Source organism: Clostridium sp. FP1 (assembly GCF_011065975.2).
In the GTDB taxonomy this organism is placed as follows: Bacteria; Bacillota; Clostridia; order Clostridiales; family Clostridiaceae; genus Clostridium_AD; species Clostridium_AD tagluense.
The window spans coordinates 2,428,175-2,447,282 of record NZ_JAAMNJ020000001.1; the positions used below are offsets into that span (position 1 = coordinate 2,428,175).

The following is a 19,108-nucleotide window of genomic DNA, read 5'->3' on the forward strand; positions in this document are numbered from 1 at the left end:
TAAGGAGGTTTTTCAATGGCAATACTTACATCTATTAAGGATGCATTAAACGCGCAACAATATAAATCAGAGATTGAGAAATTAATCGAGGAAAATAAAAATTTGAGATATATAAAACTAACTCCAACTCAACTAGGAATGAGCCAAGTTTTAGCTAAAACTAAAGAACTTGAATTGGAGATTGAAGAATATGATAAGCTAATTGAAACAAAAACAAAAGCCATAGAAGAACTAAATAGGGAATATAAGAGCCAAGCTGGATATCAAACCAAAGAATTTGAAGAAAAATCAAATGAATATGATAATTTGATCCGTCTAAAGGCTAAGGATTTTGAAGACAAGAGTGCGGAATATGATGATTTAATCAGAACCAAAAGTGAAGAATATAATAGTTTAATGGAAGTAAAGGGTAAAGAACTGGAAGATAAAAAAGCAGAATACGATGACTTAATTGGAACCAAAAGTCAAGAATATGATAATTTAATTGAATTAAAAGGCAAAGAAATGCAAGATAAAAGTACAGAATACAATGAATTTATTGAAAGAAAAAACAGTGAATATGAAGAGTTAACTAAACAAAAGGCAGAGGAACACAAGCTAAAATTGAATGAATATGAAGTTTTAATGGTCAGTAAAATAAAATCTATTGATGAAATTAATTTGGAATATAATAATGTTAAAACATCTGTAGATAGCTTAAAGTCTGAAATTATAACTTTAGGTGATGATATTCTAATGCAAAGTTATGGGGTTTATAAGCCTGAATATAATTTAATGAATTCAATAAAAGGTGCTACAATGCTTCAGGATCTTAGAGAAAAGCAAAGATCTATGGTTAAATCTAAAGAAGCTATAGAATTTAAGCAATGGATTGTAAATGGGAACATAAAAGAAGGTAATGAAGTAGTTGATGATATGACAGAGGATATGATTAAACTAGTCCTTAGGATTTTTAATGACGAGTGCGATTCTATTATTGATAAGGTGAAATTTAGTAATATAGAAGTAATAGAAAATAGAATTAAAACATTCTTCGAGGATTTAAATAAGTTTTCTAATTTAACACAAGTTAAAATAGTCCCTAAATATCTTAATACCAAACTAGAAGAACTTTACGTTACTTATGAATACAAACTAAAGCAGCAGGAAGAAAAGGAAGAACAAAATAGAACAATATAATATACAGAAAATTTATTAGTTAAACAAAAATGCCCGTGTAATGTAAAATTACAAGGGCATTTTTATATTATGTCAGGAAAAACCCTTACAATCACTTGAATAAAAAATAAATGATTTTTGTAGCCTGTGCTACATCAAATAATAAAAAATTCTGATATATTATAAATATACAAATTTTATTATAAGGAGGTATTTTTATGATTAAACTAATTGGTATCTTGATCATTGTAATAGGGTTTATGTGGAAAAAAGATACTATTGCAGTAGTAGTTGTAGCAGGGATAACTACTGGGCTAGTGTCAGGTATACCTTTTAACAAAGTAGTGGAAATTTTGGGGACTCACCGCTGGATTCTGTGGAACTCTTTTAACTCCAATGTCAGCCAATTTTAATATTGTTCCAACAGCAATACTTGAAATTGAAGATACAAAATATGGAGTAATAAAATATCAAGCACCAGTTGCATTAACTATGCTTGTTATTCATATAGGACTAATGTATTTCTGGGCATTTTGATAAAAGTGTCTAAAGCAAATAAAAAAAATAACTAATGAGGTGATAACATGAAAGTATTAATAACAGGATTTGATCCCTTTGGAGGGGAAAAGATTAATCCATCCTTCGAAGCAGTAAGAAAATTAGAGGATGTAATTGCTGGTGCTGAAATTGTGAAGCTTGAAATACCAACGGTGTTTAATAAATCTATTATGGAACTTGAAAAGGCAATAATTAAAGAGAATCCAGACATAGTGATTTGTGTTGGTCAAGCTGGTGGTAGATTTGATTTAACTATAGAAAGAGTTTCAATTAATGTAGATGATGCAAGGATTCCAGATAATGAGGGAAATCAATTTATTGATAAAGCAATTTTTGAAGGAGGAGAAAATGCTTATTTTTCAAATCTTCCTATTAAAGCAATGGTAGAAGAAATTCGAAAAGGTGGTATTCCAGCCTCTCTTTCTAATAGTGCAGGTACATTTGTGTGTAATCATATAATGTATGGATTACTTCATTTAATTCATACAAAATACCCAGCAGTAAGAGGCACTTTTATTCATGTTCCATTTATTCCAGCACAAGTAATGAGCAAAGCCAATACTCCATATATGGAGCTTGAGAAAATTACACAAGGTTTAACGTTAGCAATAAAAGCAGCAATTGAAAATAAAGAAGATATAAAAGCTGTGCTTGGTACCATATGCTAATGATTATTCAGTTTGAATAAAAAAATTTTTGTTTATAGAAGTTTATTAGAAAACTTTTATAATTATTTGGTTGGAAAAGTATAAAAAATGAACTATTTCTATATATTTATATAGAGATGGTTCATTTTTTATATATTAACTATTTGTAAAATATAAAAAAAATTAATGATATAATAAAAATATATTAAAAATTTATATGTTTTCAAAAGAATAGAAATAGTAAAATCTTATTGTAGTATATGCTTAGGAGGAAATCTATGTATGAGAAGTTTTTTGAGTCTGATCGACAAGCGATAATGCGAGATTATTTTTTGAATACACTCAGTAAGCTTGGACAAATAAGCAAATATAATAAAAATGAACTGTTAGATTTTGATTCTGGACTTCATGTAGGAATTGTGTTAAAAGGTGTGGTGACACAAAGCGTTATTAGCTTAAATGGGCATGAAAAAATCTTGTATTTTATTCGAAGTGGAGAGATAGTGGGTGAAATGATTTATTTTTGTGGGGGCATGGATTCAATTGTCTCGACGGCAAAAGAATATGTAGAAATCTCAATTATAAGTCAAGAGGTCTTAGAAAGAGAACTTACCTTGAAACCACAAATATATAGATATTTTATGCATAGTACAACAAGGAAATTTAGAATTGTTATGCTTCAGCTTACTAATAAAATTTTTAATGATGCAAGAGGGCAACTTGCGGACGCTTTATTAAGGTTAGCGTCTACAGCGGAGTTAGATAGTGCAGGATTTGTTACATTTAATCGCATGTTTACCCATGAGGAACTATCAAATATCATAGGCTGTTCAAGAATAACAGTTACTAGATGTTTAAATGATTTTTTGAAAGATGGAGTTATATTTTATGATGCTAAAAAAATTATAATTAATAAACCAGAGGTGTTAAAAACATATATTGAACTTGTTGTTGAAGAGTAAAGAAAGTAAAAGAAGAGTTCTAAAAATAAACTTTTTAAAGTTTATTTTGTTTATTTAAAAAGAAAGGAATTGTTAATGATTAGTCGAAATAGATATATTAAGTAATGAAATATTTAGGAGGCAGTTATTATGAATTTATTGATTTTGGCCCCAATTTGTTCCATATTAGCACTTGCTTTTGCTGGATATCTTGCATATAAAGTATTGAAAGAAGATGAAGGAACGGAGCAAATGAAAAAAATTGCTGCGGCTATTAGAGAAGGTGCAGATGCCTATTTAAAAAGGCAGTACACAGGAGTAGCGCTTTTCTTTGCAGTTATGTTTGTAATCCTAGGAATACTTGCAGCATTTGGGCTTCTTACCCCATTTGTACCTTTTGCATTTATAAGTGGAGGTTTTTTTTCAGGTCTTTCAGGCTTTATAGGAATGAAGATTGCCACCCGTGCAAATGTTAGAACTACACACGCAGCTGGGAAAAGCCTTAATAGTGCTCTAAAGGTTGCGTTTTCAAGCGGTGCAGTAATGGGACTTACTGTTGTAGGTCTTGGACTTCTTGATATTAGCATATGGTATTATTTGTTGGATTTTTTCTATAGGAATTTAAATGAAGCAGCAAGAATTCAAAATATAACTAGTGCAATGATTACTTTTGGAATGGGAGCTAGCTCCATGGCATTATTTGCACGCGTCGGTGGAGGTATATTTACTAAGGCAGCGGATGTAGGTGCAGATCTTGTTGGTAAAATTGAAGTAGGAATTCCTGAAGATGATCCAAGAAACCCTGCAGTTATAGCTGATAACGTTGGGGACAATGTTGGTGACGTAGCTGGTATGGGCGCAGATCTTTACGAATCCTATGTTGGGTCAATAGTATCCACTGCGGCACTTGCAGTAGCTGCTGGACTTGGAGTTAAAGGTGTAACAATTCCTATGACTATAGCTTCAATTGGTGTAGTTGCATCTATTATTGGAACCTTCTTTGTTAAATCAGGGGAGAAAACTGAGCAAAAGGGTCTTTTAGCGGCTCTTAGACGAGGGGTATATGTAAGTTCTGGAATAATTGCAATACTATCCTTTTTCTTAGTTTGGAATGTACTTGGATGGGAGCACATAGGAGTTTACTTTGCAATATTAAGTGGGCTTATAGCAGGTAATTTAATTGGTTTTTGTACAGAGTACTTTACCTCAGATACGTATAAGCCTACTAAAAAACTGGCACAAACAACAACAACTGGTGCAGCCACCGTTATAATAGGTGGTATTTCCCTTGGAATGATGTCTACTTTTCTTCCTGTTATAATAGTAGCTATGGCAATAGCCGCTAGTTTTTATTTTGCTGGAGGGTCAGGAGATTATAATATGGGATTATATGGTGTAGGAATAGCTGCAGTAGGTATGCTTAGTACGCTAGGTATAACCTTAGCTACAGATGCTTATGGTCCTGTAGCAGACAATGCTGGTGGTATTGCAGAAATGACTCATCAAGATTCTATAGTACGCGAAAGGACAGATGCTCTTGATTCTTTAGGGAATACTACAGCAGCTACAGGCAAAGGTTTTGCTATAGGCTCCGCAGCTTTAACAGCGCTTGCACTTATTGCAGCTTATAGAGATCAAGTAGAAATTATTGTGAAAAAAGAAAATTTGGATTTTGTTTTTAACTTGTCAATATTAAATCCTCAGGTACTTATAGGGTTATTTATAGGTGGAATGGTGCCTTTTGTATTTGCAGCATTAACAATGGATGCAGTAGGTAAAACAGCACAACTTATTGTTGTAGAAGTTAGAAGACAATTTAAAGAAATATTGGGCCTTATGGAAGGTAGCGCAGAAGCCGATTATGCAACCTGCGTTGATATTTGTACAAAAGCAGCTCAAAAGGAAATGATTATGCCTGCACTACTGGCTATTATTATTCCAATAACAGTTGGAATGCTTTTAGGTGTAAATGGTGTGGCAGGACTTCTCGCAGGAGCAACTGTAACGGGTTTTGTACTTGCGGTTATGATGGCAAATTCAGGTGGAGCTTGGGATAATGCCAAAAAGCATATTGAAGCTGGAAACCTTGGTGGAAAAGGATCAGATTGTCATAAAGCAGCCGTTGTTGGTGACACTGTAGGAGATCCATTTAAGGATACTTCAGGTCCAGCCATAAATATATTGATTAAGTTACTTTCAATGGTATCAATAGTGTTTGCAGCATTTATTTTGAAATTCTCAATATTTTAAGGAAACTAAAAACGACTCCCCATTAATTTAGGGAGCCGTTTTTAAAATTAAAAGTTATTAAACTTCTTTAACTATTTCATCGTAGCCTCTTCTATATGCTCTTGGATAAAGAGATTTATTTTCATCTAAGTGTCCAAGTGCAATTAGCATTACTACTGTCTTATTTTCTTCAAGTCCAAATTCACGGCGTACACCTTCAAAATCCATGCCGCTCATTGGATGAGAATCTACTCCAAAGCTCTTTGCTGAATACATTATAGACATGGCTAGAAGCCCTGCATTACTTTCTGCAAACTTTAATTTATTTTCTTCTGTGGTACCATATAAACTATTTGCAAAACCTTGTGTACCTGCTAATTTTGCTTGATCATTACCAAGCATCTTTAACATATCCTTCCATGTAGGATTAGATGCATCATATCCAGTTTTATTACCTACAATTATTAAAGTTACTGGAGCTTCTAATATTTTAGGTTGACTATTTGAAAGTTTATGTAATCTTTCTTTAGCTTCTTTGGATTTTACCGCTATAATTTCCCAAGGTTGAAGATTAAATGCTGAGGGAGCGAGTACTGCAAGATTGATTATATCCTTGAGTAATCCATCGTCCACTCCTTTATTTGTATCAAAAAAATTGATGGACCTTCTATCTTCGTAAGCCTGTTTTAAATTCATTTTAATACACTCCTTTATCCCTTTTGATTATCTATTACTAATAGCTATAAATTACTAATAATTATTAATTACTTTATAGTAGTATAATAACAATAATCCACTGCTTATGTCAAGTAGTTATTAAAATTGTCAGAGCTGAAGCATGAAAAATTCACTTAATTTTATAGAATTTTTTCGCAAAACCTACTTTAACCAACACATGTAGCACTTATTATGATATAATAAAGGATCGCACATAAATCCACGATACATATAGATACTATTTAAGTTAATAAATGCAATATATTTCATGATTATGGAATGTTAATTCCCAACAACAACCCTTAAATGGAGTTATATTCAAGGGTGTCAACGCGTAAAATTTGTATGTTTTAGAGTGTTTGCGAAAAAGTTTTTATCTGAAAACCCTATAGCCATTGAATTTACTACATTTCAAAATTCATGCTTCAGCTCTGTAAAATTGTTTTTATGAATTTAATAAAACAACAAAGGTATTGAAATTATTTAGTCGAATTATATATAATGGGTTATAAAGTATTTTGGCTTTCAATAATTACAAATATGAAAGGATTTTTTTTATGAATGAAAATAAAAATAAATACATGAAAATAATGGATATTGATCCATACCTCGAACCCTTTAAAAAGGATATTGAACTTAGAGGGTCTAATTATACTTGTTACAAAAAAAAATTACTTTCTAATAATCAAAGCTTTCAGTCTTTTGCGAATGGAGACTTATTTTATGGGTTTCATCTAGTACAAGATGGATGGATTTATAGAGAATGGGCTCCGGGAGCTGATGCTCTTTATCTAATTGGAGACTTTAATTATTGGGACCCCAAAAAACATCCATTGAAAAAAAAAGAAAATGGGAATTGGGAGATTTTTTTGCCTGGGTTACACGCATTAAAGCATATGTCCTGTGTTAAAGTAAGGGTAGTTGCAAAAAATGTATCAAGAGATAGAATTCCACTGTATATTAAGCGTACTGTGCAAAATCCTGTTACTCACGATTTTGTAGGACAAATTTGGCAACCAGATTATAGCTTTAATTGGCAGGACAGTGAATTTCATGTTGATAACAAGAAACCATTGTTTATATATGAATCTCATGTAGGTATGGCACAGGAAAAAGAAGGGATGGGTACTTTTAAAGAATTTACAGAAATTACTCTTCCAAGGATAAAGGCTGCTGGTTACAATACTGTGCAGCTTATGGCAGTAATGCAGCACCCTTATTATGCCTCCTTTGGTTATCAAGTATCTAATTTTTTTGCTGTTTCTTCCTGGTTCGGAACCCCAGAAGATCTTAAAGTATTAATTAATACTGCCCACTGTATGGGTATTTCCGTATTGCTTGATTTAGTTCATTCCCATTCAATTAAAAATATAGCAGAGGGTATTAATGAGTTTGACGGAACAGATTATCAATTCTTTAATACTGGAACTCTCGGAAATCATTCTGCTTGGGGTACAAAGCTTTTTAATTATGGAAAACCAGAGGTTATTCATTTTCTTCTGTCAAACATTAAGTTTTGGCTGGAGGAGTATCATTTTGATGGTTATAGATTTGATGGTGTTTCATCTATGCTATATCATCACCATGGTCTTGGTGTAGCCTTTACAAATTACAGCAAATACTTTAGTATGGATACGGATATAGAAGCAATTACTTATCTTCAATTTGCTAATGATTTAATAAGACAAGTGAAACCTAATGCGATAACTATTGCAGAGGATATGAGTGGAATGCCTGGAATGTCTTTACCAGTAGAGGTTGGTGGTCTGGGTTTTGACTATCGGTTGTCTATGGGAGTACCTGATCTTTGGGTGAAAATACTTAAAGAATTGCCTGATGAAAAATGGAGTATGAGTAAGTTGTGGTATGAATTAACTACCAGACGACCTCATGAGAAGAATATAGGTTATTCTGAATCACATGATCAAGCACTTGTAGGTGATAAGACCTTAATGTTCCGTTTAGGTGACAAGGAAATGTATTCTCATATGTTAAAAAATGATGATAATTTAATAATAAGTAGAGCAGTAGAACTTCATAAACTTATTAGATTTATTACCATGATTTTAGCTGGTGAAGGCTATTTGAATTTTATGGGTAATGAGTTTGGACATCCTGAATGGATTGATTTTCCGAGACAAGGTAACAATTGGAGTTATCATTATGCAAGAAGACAATGGAGCTTAATGGAAGATAAAAGGCTAAAATATGAATATTTATCAAATTTTGATAAAGAAATGCTGAATTTAGTAAAAAACTATAATGTTTTAAGCGCTTGTGATCTACAAAACCTTTGGACTGATGAGAAGCATAAACTGCTTGCTTTCAGAAAAGCTGGGCTGATATTTTTATTTAATTTTAATCATTGTGAATCTTTCGCTGAATATGAATTACCTACTGGCGAAATGGGTGAATATAAAATTGTGTTTAATAGTGATGAAAAAATATTTGGTGGGCAAGGTAGAATTGCAAGGGATTATAGTTACGGTGCAGAAACCTTGAAGCATAAGGAAAATAAAACTGGGGTTATAATATACTCACCTAGTAGAACGGTGCTAGTGTTAAAGAAAGCGAGGTAATATTCACAAAATACTTTACAGATGAGTTTTTCATATTGGAGGAGAGAACATGTTAAATCCGGGACGAATACTAGATGAAAAATACGAAATAATAAAAGTCTTAGGACGAGGCGGCATGGGGACGGTATATCTTTGCAAGAATAACAGGCTAGGAAATTTTTGGGCGGTTAAGGAAGTAAGTGGTCAGTGGAAAGACAAAATAGATTTTCTTGCTGAGCCTAATTTACTAAAGAATTTAAGTCACATAGGAATTGTACGAATTATTGATATCTTTTATGAAGATGATAATTTATACATTGTGGAGGACTATATTGAAGGAACGACCTTAAAGGAATATGTGGAGGCAAATGGGTCTATCTCTCCAGAACTTGTAACAGATATATCACTGCAACTCTGCAGCATATTAGGTTACCTTCATAACTTTAATCCACCAATTATATATAGAGATTTAAAGCCTGCTAACATAATGATAAAATCTAACAACAAGGTAGTACTTATCGACTTTGGAATAGCGCGGACATATAAGGAAAATCAAGAAGGCGACACTATGATTTTAGGCTCAATGGGATACATAGCACCAGAACAACTTATAAATGCTCAATCCAATGCTCAAACAGACATTTATTCTCTCGGTGCCACTATGTTTTTTATGCTTACAAGTAAATCCATAAACCTACCTTCAGAGCTTATGTTTGAGAAAAATTATAGGTGGGATGATGCTAAGAGTTTAGTTAGTGTTATTAAAAAGGCTTCAGCTATAGATCCTAAAAGCCGCTATAGTGATGTATTAGAGATGCAATCTGCGCTTAATGCTAATATAGCTGAGGTAGAAAATGAAAAAACAATGTTTATGAATTCCAGTGAATCTGCTACGGATACTTCCAAAACAGTTTTGGTAGGGGATAAAAAACTTAAGAAGAGAACTAAGTTTTTTATAATATCAGCGCTTGCTTGTATAATAGCGTTGGTTGTTATTTTAGCCTGGTTAATGAATAATAAAGCAGCAGATAAAAATGCTGCTGAAGCGAAAGTTTCGCCTAGACAAACCAAAGCAACGGTTGATAAAACAACCGAAGTAACTAAGCCAAAAGTAGAACCGGCAGTTGAGGTTGTGGAAAAAGATACTATTGTTAAGGGGCTATTAGATATAAAAAACCCTGTAATATTAGGCCCTAGCTCTAGCAATGGAAAAGGCAAGGACAAGGACAAGGTCAGGGGCAAGGATAAGAATAAGGATAAGCATAACAAGGAGGATAAAAATCAACTTGTGCAATACAATTTAAACCCTGCTGCATCTATTGCTAACTCAAAACTATCTGTTTCACTAACTAGCATTCATGTTATGGATAAAGATTTAATAGCCATTTTAAGTATTGTAAACACAGCTGATGATACACTAAAATTAGATTTAAGTAAAACTTATTTAGAAGATGATAAAAATGAGGCTATAAAAAGCTATAATCAGAGTTCAACTACTATGATGCTAATTCCACAAAGCTCAGGCAAACAGGAAATTAAGCTGTACTTTAAAGATTTGGATATTGAGCAAGGTTCTTATATATTGAAAACAGTTTTAAGCTCTACTGTAAATAAAGATATAAATTTATCTGTAGATGTTAAAAAATCATGATAATTTATGCCATATACATTCTGTATATGGCATAGGTGTTTTTGAAAAAAATATACTAAGCAGATGGCCTATTTATTTTTTTATTAATTCTTTGAATTCCATACTGTCCTGTACATTATCAAAATCCTCTTCATTTCTTGCTGAATTTTTAACATTTGGGTTAATATCGATGGCTAGTTTCAGATATTTTATAGTATTTTCAATATCACCTTTTCTTCCATAGATACTAGCTATACCATAATAGCTCCATTCGAATTTTTCCACTTCTAAAGCACTTTTATAGCATTTGATGGCTTCATCATAATGTCCGTATAACTCATTAGCTAGTGCTTTATTAAATCTTGCATAACCATAATCAGGTTTTAGTTTTAAAGCACGATCAATTTGCTCTATACCATTTTTGAAATTCCCACTGTAGGCTAGTGCAATTCCTTCAACAGCATATGCTTTATAAAAGTTAGGATCCTCTTTAAGTACTTGTCTTTCAGTTTCAATAGATTGCACATACTTTTTTTCGAAAAATTCATCATATCCTATTTTCCATTTGTTTTCTAAGCTATCTTGTTTATGTTTTACCTCTTGCAATTTTTTAATTTCAGCGTCTTTTAACCCATTCTTTTTTATTTCTTCACTTTTATCGTTTGTTTGAATCGCATTATTACTTTTTATGTTAAAATTTTTAATTGCAGCATTAACTACTATGAGTGCAATAATAATAAAAATTGATATCTTGAATTTAAACCATTGTGGCTTCATTTTTTTCACCTATTCCCTTATTTATAGGGCTTTAAGTTGACACTTAAAACCCTATAAATAAATTCTATGGATTCAATCTTAATTTGAACTTATCAAAACTGAAGTTTGCATTAACAAAAATTCTGCCCAAGGAATAAATATTAGTATTTTTATCTATAAAGCCAGAGTCAGTTGAAAAAGCTAATTTATAGCCTGATTCTTTTGCGGCTTTTATTGTGCCGGCAGAATATTCTCCGTAAGGATAGGCTATGTAATTTATTTTTCTGCCTAATATTTTTTCTAATTTATCTTTTGAAGATTTCATTGTTTTTATATTAGCACTATAAGATATTTTAGTTAAATGTTCATGTGCAGTTGTGTGGCTTTCTATTCTCATATTGTTTGAATCCATGGATTTTATCTCATTAGAGGTTAAAAAATCTTTCTCAGTATCTATGGCACCAGCAATTACAAACACAGTTGCTTTTAATCCTAATTCCTTTAAAATAGGATATGCATTAGTGTAGTTATCTTTATAGCCATCATCAAAAGTTATAATTATGGGTTTCTTAGGTACTATTTTACCTGTTTTCATATAACTATAAAGTTCATCTATAGTTAAGGTTGTATAATTATTATCTTTAAGATATTTCATTTGCATTCTAAAGTTTTCTTTGGAAACTCTTAAGGAATTTCCTTTTTCATAACTAATAGAATGATACATAAGTATTGGTATTTTACTATTTCTTACCTGAAAAGCAGATGCTGATTTATAAATTTTTTCTTCGATTTTTAAGCTATCATACACAGCTAAATTATCTGAGTGTTCCGTTGGTAATTTTATTTCTTCACTAATAATTTCTGGTATTTTTGCTCCATTTAGTGTATTTCTTCCTTTAGAAGTTCCTAACCTATTTATTCCATAAGTTAGGCCTATACACAATATAAAAATTGCTATTGTAATTATTATAAGTGGTTTTTTACTTGATTTCATAATACGCCCCATTTTGTTATTTATTTTTATAATTAATTTTTAGATATAATTACATAATAGCAATATATTCACATTTAATAAAGTAAAATATATTTAAATGAATTAGAATTGAGAGTAGCAGTGATTTTGTCAAGAAGAAAAATAGTAATAAAAATAAGGAGTACATAGCTTAATTGCGGTTCTTTCTGAACTTTGGGTGTATAGAAGAAAATGAAGACAGTGAAATAAAGTCGTTTTGTAATGGAATAAAAAAGGATATTGATCCCGTCAAGAATGCAATATCCTACACTATAAGTTCTGGATTTGTTGAAGGAAACAACAACAAATTCAAACTTCTTAAACGTATTGTATACGGAAGAAGTGGATTGGTCAATCTCACAAAGAAATGTAAGCTTGCATTTCTTCCTAAAAATGAAGAATTTAGTTTATCTGCTTTAATATAAAAATGAGCTGCTAGCTTATAAACTGCCTGCTCATTTTTATATTATGAAGCACCCAAAGTTCAGAAAGAACCCTTAATTGCTATGTACTCCTTATTTTTGTCGTTAAAGTGACTTATACATTTTTCCCTTTTTCGCGAAGAAATTCAATTAACATTGCTCTATTTGTATTAACAATAAGCTCTTCAGGCATATCTATGTCTTTAAGTACTTTTTCTACAGAACTAAAATTTCCTATAGAAAAACAGAAATGAGCATCACTATTTACAATAATCTTTCCACCGAATTCTTTGCAAAGTTTCGCTATTTTAGTGCAATTCTTATCACTGCCTATTCTCGAAGTTATAAAAGAACTATTATTTAATTCTATTAGTATATTTTTTTCTTTTGCTTTTTTTACTATTTCTTCTTCGTGTATAGGAAATTTTGGATTTCCAAGATGTCCTAAAATATTAACATTTGGATTGTCCATAGCTTTTAAAATAGCGGCTGTATTTAAATCCACACTCTTTCCACCTTCCATAAGTGGTTCATGCATGCTTACTATCATTATGTCAAGACCCTTTTGCAAGTCTAATGGTAGATCAAGATTACCTTCATAATCAATTATATTAGCTTCACAACCGTAAAGCATTTTAACACCGTACAATTCTCTTGGCAGTACTTTAAAATTTCCAAAATACCAAAGATCAGGAGAACCTGGCATATTAGGACCATGATCTGTAACCCCTAATATCTCAAGACCTATCTCATTAGCATATTTTGCATTTTCCATTAGTGTACTATATGCATGACCACTAACTATAGTATGGGTATGTAAATCTGCAACAAACTTCATAAAATCGCTCCTCTCACTATTTCATTTGTTTATCTTTAATTGTATACCAAAATTCAGGCTTATGGTTATAATTTATTTAAATAACCCTAAATTCTCCACCATAAACAGTGAAACCTATTACAACTACTACAAATAAAAGTAAGATATATATTACTTCAAATAAATTGCCTGCATCGGAGCCAGTGGTAATATGTGGTGGTAATTTAAGCTTAAACTTACCTATTTTTTCTAAAAACTGAACAAATTTATTATGGAAGCCTAATTTTTTTAATAATACTGCAATAAATCTTGGAATTGAAAGTAATGGTACCCCTTCTTTTGTAAATATATCAGCCCAATAAATATGACTTATATATCCAACAAAAAAACACCCTGTTAAATATTCGTAGCCTAATTTTTTAAATACATAGGAAGCTGAAATGTTGAAGATAGCAACGCCTTCTAGTGAATGTAAAAATGATCTATGAGGGAAGGTTGCTATACCAATTAATAAAATACAAATAAGATAAATATTTGCGTCATTTAAATTAGTAAAGTTATAAATGGATAAAATCAAGCTTGAACCAGCATAAGTTAAGAATATGGAAATTCTTATAAAATCATTGGATCCTACACTTATTATAGCTGACAACTTTTTATAAACCGTCCCAATTAAGGGGATTTTTTTAAAAATTCGTTCATTAGTTACGCCTAAAACCATTAAAACAAAAGACGTAAAATATGTAAATATATAAGCATATTCCCCTATAAATTTAATTTTTTCTAACTCCCATATAATAGCTTTTGAATACCATAAAATTAATGCCCCAAGTCCAACCCCTAAGAATAATCTAAGCAGTAACTTTAATATTTTTTCTAAAGTATTTATCACTTTATTACTTGCATTTGTAAGTGGGTTCATGTGATTTATCTTACTATGCTGACTATCCGCATCAACAACTAACCCTGCAAGGCCTGCTGTTGCAAGGCCTACAAGGCTTATTCCCATGGGGACATGTATATATTCATTGTTGAATATTGGCATAGAATTAGCAATAGGTATTGTTGCTACTATTGCATAGGATAGCATTGCTATCTTTTGATGTGATCTTCCATTCATATTATGTCTCCTTACCTTTTTAATGTCATAGCAAAAATCACAAGGGGTATTAATTACATATTATTCTTCAAAAACTTAACTATATAACTTAATGTGTAAAAATCACAATCTAATTCAGATTTCATTATATTTAATCCTTTAATTAACGTTTCTTCATCAAAATTTTCTAATAATATCATTAGACTTATTACATTAATGCCACCATCTTTTGTATCAAGAACTCTAGCAGCTTTAACATATTTATTTTTCATTGCATTTACAATAGCAATTCGAAGGTCTTCACTAATTTCCATTTCAGGCATTTCACTAAATACTTTAGTATCTGAATTCTTAATGCTAAGATTCTTAGCTTTTGTAAGATCCGAATTTAAAAATATAGTGTTTTTAAATTCTGCATCTTTAAAATCAGCCCCATCTAAATTCACAGAGTCAAATATAGCATTTTCAAATATTGTATCTTTAAAATCACTGCTCTTAAGATTTGTTCCAATGAATTCAGCCCATTTAAAGGTACAGTCAGAAAATACACAAGATTTAAAATGTGCACCTCTAAAAGTTACATAATCAAAATTTGACCTGGAAAAATTACAATTATAGCAATTGCTTCTCTCAAGATTTTTATACATAAAGTTCTTATCTTTTTTCTCTATATTGTTGTAAACAAAATTATTCCTAACACTATGATTCTTACCCATTTTTACCTCCATGGCAAATACATTTATTTGCCTTCCTTTTATTAGTCTAATTAAAAAGACTCCTAACCAATTTTGAGAAGTGGCTAGAAGTCTCCATATTCATTATAAATATTATACACAAATTTAATAAAAGTCAATGATTTATTGAAATCTTATATTTTTTTATAGCAGATTGTAAATTAAAGGGCGAATTATGGCCTGATTTGCTTTTATATAACAAAGAAAATATAATTAATAAAATAGAGGACTTCGAAAATAATATAAAACAGATAAAAGATGCAATAATAAATGGCGATAAAGTAGAAGGTTTGAGAGTTCAATGAATAGAAGAAAGGGGAGAAGCTAAGATGTATAGTATTGAAGTTAAAGGCTCTAGCGGCAGCTATCCAATATACATTAAGAATGGATTGCTTGGCGAAATTGGTATTGAAGTTAAGAAGATATACAAAGGAAGAAAAATAGCTATAGTAACAGATTCTAATGTTAATAAATTTTACGGTGAAAAGGTCGTCAGCTCATTAAAAGCAGAAGGGTTTGAGACTTTTAAAATTGTGGTGAAAGTGGGGGAAGAAAGCAAGTCCTTTGACACTCTTTTAGGAGTATACGACAAACTTTTAGATTTCAAGATAAACAGGGGGGATATTATAATTGCCTTAGGTGGTGGAGTTGTAGGAGATATGACTGGTTTTGCAGCCGCAACTTTTTTAAGAGGAATTCCATTAATACAAATTCCAACTACGCTACTTTCCCAAGTGGATAGTAGCGTAGGTGGTAAGGTGGCAGTAGACTTACCTCGCGGGAAGAATCTGATAGGAAGTTTTTATAATCCAAGGGCAGTTTTTATTGATCCATTGCTGCTGGGAACACTTAATGATAAATTTTTTAATGACGGTATGGGTGAAGTAATAAAATATGGAGCAATTAAAGATAGAGAGTTGTTTTATAAATTAATGAATTATGAAAACAAAGAAGCTGTTTTAAAAGACATAGATAAAATTATTTATACTTGTTGTAGCATTAAGGCGGGTATTGTTGAAAGAGATGAGAGGGACACGGGGGAGAGAATGTTACTAAACTTTGGTCATACCATAGGGCACGCAATTGAGCAATTCTTTAATTTTAAAGAGTACTCCCATGGAGAAGCGGTGGCAATGGGAATGCATGCTATAACAAAATTAGGGGAAGAACTAGGAGTGACTAAAATTGGAACAGCAAATATTATAAAAGACATCTTAATTAAGTATAATTTACCTTGGAACTTGCCTGAAATAAAAACTAAAGCTATAATTGAAACTATTAGTCATGATAAGAAAAATATTGGCGATTCTATGAAATTTATATTAATAGAGTCCATTGGTAATAGCTTTATTGAAAAAATTAAGTCCGCTAAAATTGAAGATTATTTACAAAGAAATCATAAATAAATTATTATATTGAATTGAGGTAATAAGTTATGAAATCGGTTATGATACAGCCTTTTTCTTTAAAGGGAAAAGTGAAAATTCCACCATCAAAATCCTTATGTCATAGAGCAATTATAGCTGCAGCACTGAGCTATGGGGAATGCATGGTCCATAATGTTAATATGTCTGAGGATATAATAGCTACTTGTGAAATTATAGAAAAACTTGGAGCTAAGATAAAAGAAAATAAAGGAAGTCTCCAAATAAATGGAGAAGGCGTATTTGACCTTTTTCACCAGGGGATTTCTAATAATAAAATTGAAAACAATGAAACAGCTTGTAATGAGTTAGAATGCAATGAAAGTGGATCAACATTACGTTTTTTAATCCCTATAGCAATGCACAGTATGGGGAAAATAGTCTTTAAAGGTAAAGGGAAACTAGTAGAAAGAACACTTAAACCTTATTATGAAATCTTTGATAAGCAGAATATAAAGTATACAACAGATAGAGGGTACCTTCCACTAACAATAGATGGGAGACTTAATCCTGGAATTTTTAAACTTAGAGGAGATGTAAGCTCCCAGTTTATTACCGGTCTTCTTTATGCACTACCTTTATTAAATGGAGATTCAATAATTGTGGTTACTACCAAAATGGAATCTATTGGTTACATAGATTTAACTTTAGATATACTTTCTAAATTTGGAGTAATCATAGAAAATAATAATTATAGAGAATTCGTGGTAAAAGGAAATCAACACTATGAAAAAAGAGACTACAGAGTTGAAGGTGATTTTTCACAAGCAGCATTTTACCTTGCAGCAGGTGTTTTAGGGGGAGAGGTTTCCTGTGTTGATTTAAATATGGAATCACTCCAAGGAGACAGGGTAATAGTGGACATAATAAAAAATATGGGTGGAAAAATCTCACTTACAGATGGAATTTTAAAGGCTTCAAAATCAGATTTACGAGGCACTATTGTTGATGTATCGCAATGTCCTGACCTTTTACCAATAGTTGCAGTGCTTGGTGCATTAAGCTTTGGTACCACAGAAATTATTAATGCAAGGAGAGCTAGAATTAAAGAATCTGACAGATTAAAAGCTATAGCAACAGAGCTAAATAAAATTGGGGCTGAGGTTATAGAAAGAGAGGATTCGCTGATAATTCATGGTAAACCATGGCTTAAGGGTGGAGTGGTAAACAGTTGGAATGATCATAGAATAGCTATGGCCATGGCAATTGCATCAATTAAATGTACGCAGAAGCTTATAATACAGGATAGTGGGGCAGTAAAAAAATCCTATCCCAATTTTTATGAGGATTTTAAGAGCCTAGGAGGGGAAATTAATGAGTGGACAATGGGGTAAAAAAATAAAGTATTCTATATTTGGAGAATCTCATGGAAGAGGCATAGGAATAACTATTGATGGATTACCCGCCGGTATAAAACTTGATATGGATTTTATAAATAATGAAATGCAAAGACGTGCGCCAGGTAAAAGTGAATTTTCAACTACAAGAAGGGAAGGAGACAAAGTTGAAATTCTAAGTGGATATTTTAATGGATATACAACTGGTACACCTCTTTGCGCGGTTATATTTAATGAAAATCAAAATTCTGTGGATTATGACAAGTTAAAGGATTTAGCAAGACCAGGCCATGCAGATTTTACAGGAAAAGTTAAATATTCAGGCTTTAATGATTATAGAGGTGGCGGTCATTTCTCAGGAAGAATTACTGCGCCACTTGTTTTTGCAGGTGCTGTTGCAAGGCAAATCCTTTTCCATAAGGGAATTCAAATAGGAAGTCATGTTTTGAGTATTGAGAATGTATTTGACAACTACTTTGATGCTGTTAATTTAAAAAATCAATTTCTAATAGATATTTTAAACAAAGATTTTCCCGTAATTGATGATGTTAAAGGGAAAGAAATGAAAAGTATTATTTTAAAAGCTAAGGAAGAATCTGATTCTGTTGGAGGCATAATTGAGGCTGCTATATTAAACTTACCTTGTGGACTTGGCGAACCATTTTTTGATTCTATAGAGAGTAATTTAGCTCAATTACTATTTTCTGTTCCAGCAGTAAAGGGTGTAGAATTTGGTAGTGGCTTTGATATAACGAAGCTTCGAGGAAGTAAGGCTAATGATCTGCCTTACATGAATAAAGGCGGTGTTGCAACGAAAACTAACAATAATGGTGGAATAAATGGAGGCATTTCTAATGGGATGCCCATAGTATTTAGAGTTGCAATGAAACCAACTCCTTCCATAGCTAAGCTTCAAAGTACTATTGATATGGACACCTTCGAGGATTCAGAAGTATCGATTACAGGTAGGCATGACCCTTGTATAGTTTTAAGAGCACTACCAGTAATTGAAGCCTGCGCTGCAATGAGCATTTTAGATTTTATATAATATTACAGCTTCGTCGAGGAT

Annotated in this window: 18 protein-coding genes and 1 pseudogene; 13 read left to right on the forward strand and 6 right to left on the reverse strand. The window is 31.8% G+C overall.

Translation table 11 applies throughout. The features are described 5' to 3' along the window. The first annotated feature begins 15 nt into the window (after nucleotides 1-15). The 6 genes and pseudogenes from G9F70_RS11700 (at nucleotide 16) to G9F70_RS11725 (ending at nucleotide 5,554) form a co-directional block, all read left to right on the forward strand. On the forward strand, nucleotides 16-1,179 hold the full coding sequence (locus G9F70_RS11700; RefSeq protein ID WP_164946877.1) for a DUF4041 domain-containing protein: 1,164 nt from the start codon (nucleotides 16-18) through the stop codon (nucleotides 1,177-1,179). A gap of 239 nt (nucleotides 1,180-1,418) precedes the next feature. Continuing rightward, nucleotides 1,419-1,571 carry a hypothetical protein gene (locus G9F70_RS11705; RefSeq protein WP_263577328.1) on the forward strand — a complete coding sequence of 51 codons (153 nt, stop codon included), beginning with the start codon at nucleotides 1,419-1,421 and terminating at the stop codon, nucleotides 1,569-1,571. Next, nucleotides 1,519-1,695, forward strand: a pseudogene (locus tag G9F70_RS11710) (5-oxoproline transporter, DUF979 family subunit); the annotation flags it as partial. The gene G9F70_RS11705 and the pseudogene G9F70_RS11710, both read left to right, overlap by 53 nt. Nucleotides 1,696-1,742: 47 nt before the next feature. Beyond that, entirely contained in the window at nucleotides 1,743-2,384 is a 642-nt protein-coding gene (gene pcp / locus G9F70_RS11715; protein ID WP_164946875.1) for a pyroglutamyl-peptidase I, read from the forward strand. 257 nt (nucleotides 2,385-2,641) lie between these two features. Further along, a complete protein-coding gene (locus G9F70_RS11720; protein ID WP_164946874.1) occupies nucleotides 2,642-3,325 on the forward strand; it encodes a Crp/Fnr family transcriptional regulator in 684 nt (227 codons plus the stop codon). Between the two features lie 129 nt (nucleotides 3,326-3,454). Beyond that, nucleotides 3,455-5,554, forward strand: a complete 2,100-nt coding sequence (locus G9F70_RS11725) for a sodium-translocating pyrophosphatase (protein WP_164946873.1) — start codon at nucleotides 3,455-3,457, stop codon at nucleotides 5,552-5,554. Nucleotides 5,555-5,611: 57 nt separating this feature from the next. Here the strand turns inward: G9F70_RS11725 and G9F70_RS11730 are convergent, their stop codons facing one another. Further along, on the reverse strand, nucleotides 5,612-6,229 hold the full coding sequence (locus tag G9F70_RS11730) for a nitroreductase family protein (RefSeq protein WP_164946872.1): 618 nt from the start codon (nucleotides 6,227-6,229) through the stop codon (nucleotides 5,612-5,614). 578 nt (nucleotides 6,230-6,807) lie between these two features. Between G9F70_RS11730 and G9F70_RS11735 the strand changes: the two genes are divergently transcribed. Further along, on the forward strand, nucleotides 6,808-8,829 hold the full coding sequence (locus tag G9F70_RS11735; RefSeq protein ID WP_164946871.1) for an alpha-amylase family glycosyl hydrolase: 2,022 nt from the start codon (nucleotides 6,808-6,810) through the stop codon (nucleotides 8,827-8,829). Nucleotides 8,830-8,878: 49 nt separating this feature from the next. Beyond that, the gene (locus G9F70_RS11740; protein ID WP_164946870.1) at nucleotides 8,879-10,459 is read left to right on the forward strand and encodes a serine/threonine-protein kinase; all 1,581 of its coding nucleotides are present in this window, start codon (nucleotides 8,879-8,881) and stop codon (nucleotides 10,457-10,459) included. 72 nt (nucleotides 10,460-10,531) lie between these two features. On the opposite strand, the gene G9F70_RS11745 is transcribed toward G9F70_RS11740, so the two are convergent. Together G9F70_RS11745 and G9F70_RS11750 are read right to left on the reverse strand one after the other, a co-directional pair. After that, complete coding sequence (locus tag G9F70_RS11745) at nucleotides 10,532-11,215, reverse strand: tetratricopeptide repeat protein (protein WP_164946869.1); 684 nt, start codon at nucleotides 11,213-11,215, stop codon at nucleotides 10,532-10,534. Between the two features lie 64 nt (nucleotides 11,216-11,279). Further along, on the reverse strand, nucleotides 11,280-12,188 hold the full coding sequence (locus G9F70_RS11750) for a polysaccharide deacetylase family protein (protein WP_164946868.1): 909 nt from the start codon (nucleotides 12,186-12,188) through the stop codon (nucleotides 11,280-11,282). A 173-nt stretch (nucleotides 12,189-12,361) separates the two neighbouring features. Between G9F70_RS11750 and G9F70_RS11755 the strand changes: the two genes are divergently transcribed. Then, nucleotides 12,362-12,631, forward strand: a complete 270-nt coding sequence (locus G9F70_RS11755) for a transposase (protein WP_224617532.1) — start codon at nucleotides 12,362-12,364, stop codon at nucleotides 12,629-12,631. A 112-nt stretch (nucleotides 12,632-12,743) separates the two neighbouring features. On the opposite strand, the gene G9F70_RS11760 is transcribed toward G9F70_RS11755, so the two are convergent. From G9F70_RS11760 to G9F70_RS11770, 3 genes are all read right to left on the reverse strand, one after another. Further along, the gene (locus tag G9F70_RS11760; RefSeq protein WP_164946867.1) at nucleotides 12,744-13,466 is read right to left on the reverse strand and encodes a phosphatase; all 723 of its coding nucleotides are present in this window, start codon (nucleotides 13,464-13,466) and stop codon (nucleotides 12,744-12,746) included. 76 nt (nucleotides 13,467-13,542) lie between these two features. Then, the gene (locus G9F70_RS11765; protein WP_164946866.1) at nucleotides 13,543-14,565 is read right to left on the reverse strand and encodes a metal-dependent hydrolase; all 1,023 of its coding nucleotides are present in this window, start codon (nucleotides 14,563-14,565) and stop codon (nucleotides 13,543-13,545) included. A 53-nt stretch (nucleotides 14,566-14,618) separates the two neighbouring features. Next, nucleotides 14,619-15,260 carry a pentapeptide repeat-containing protein gene (locus G9F70_RS11770; RefSeq protein WP_164946865.1) on the reverse strand — a complete coding sequence of 214 codons (642 nt, stop codon included), beginning with the start codon at nucleotides 15,258-15,260 and terminating at the stop codon, nucleotides 14,619-14,621. A 164-nt stretch (nucleotides 15,261-15,424) separates the two neighbouring features. Between G9F70_RS11770 and G9F70_RS27490 the strand changes: the two genes are divergently transcribed. Genes G9F70_RS27490 through aroC form a run of 4 tightly spaced genes read left to right on the forward strand, consistent with a single transcriptional unit; the run spans nucleotide 15,425 to nucleotide 19,087 of the window. After that, nucleotides 15,425-15,583 (forward strand): prephenate dehydrogenase dimerization domain-containing protein, encoded by a 159-nt coding sequence (locus tag G9F70_RS27490; RefSeq protein WP_411956017.1) that lies wholly within the window; start codon nucleotides 15,425-15,427, stop codon nucleotides 15,581-15,583. Between the two features lie 24 nt (nucleotides 15,584-15,607). After that, entirely contained in the window at nucleotides 15,608-16,684 is a 1,077-nt protein-coding gene (aroB, locus tag G9F70_RS11780) for a 3-dehydroquinate synthase (RefSeq protein ID WP_164946863.1), read from the forward strand. A gap of 29 nt (nucleotides 16,685-16,713) precedes the next feature. Continuing rightward, the gene (aroA, locus tag G9F70_RS11785; RefSeq protein ID WP_164946862.1) at nucleotides 16,714-18,036 is read left to right on the forward strand and encodes a 3-phosphoshikimate 1-carboxyvinyltransferase; all 1,323 of its coding nucleotides are present in this window, start codon (nucleotides 16,714-16,716) and stop codon (nucleotides 18,034-18,036) included. Next, nucleotides 18,017-19,087 carry a chorismate synthase gene (aroC, locus tag G9F70_RS11790; RefSeq protein WP_164946861.1) on the forward strand — a complete coding sequence of 357 codons (1,071 nt, stop codon included), beginning with the start codon at nucleotides 18,017-18,019 and terminating at the stop codon, nucleotides 19,085-19,087. Before aroA ends, aroC begins: the two co-directional genes overlap by 20 nt. Nucleotides 19,088-19,108 lie beyond the last annotated feature (21 nt).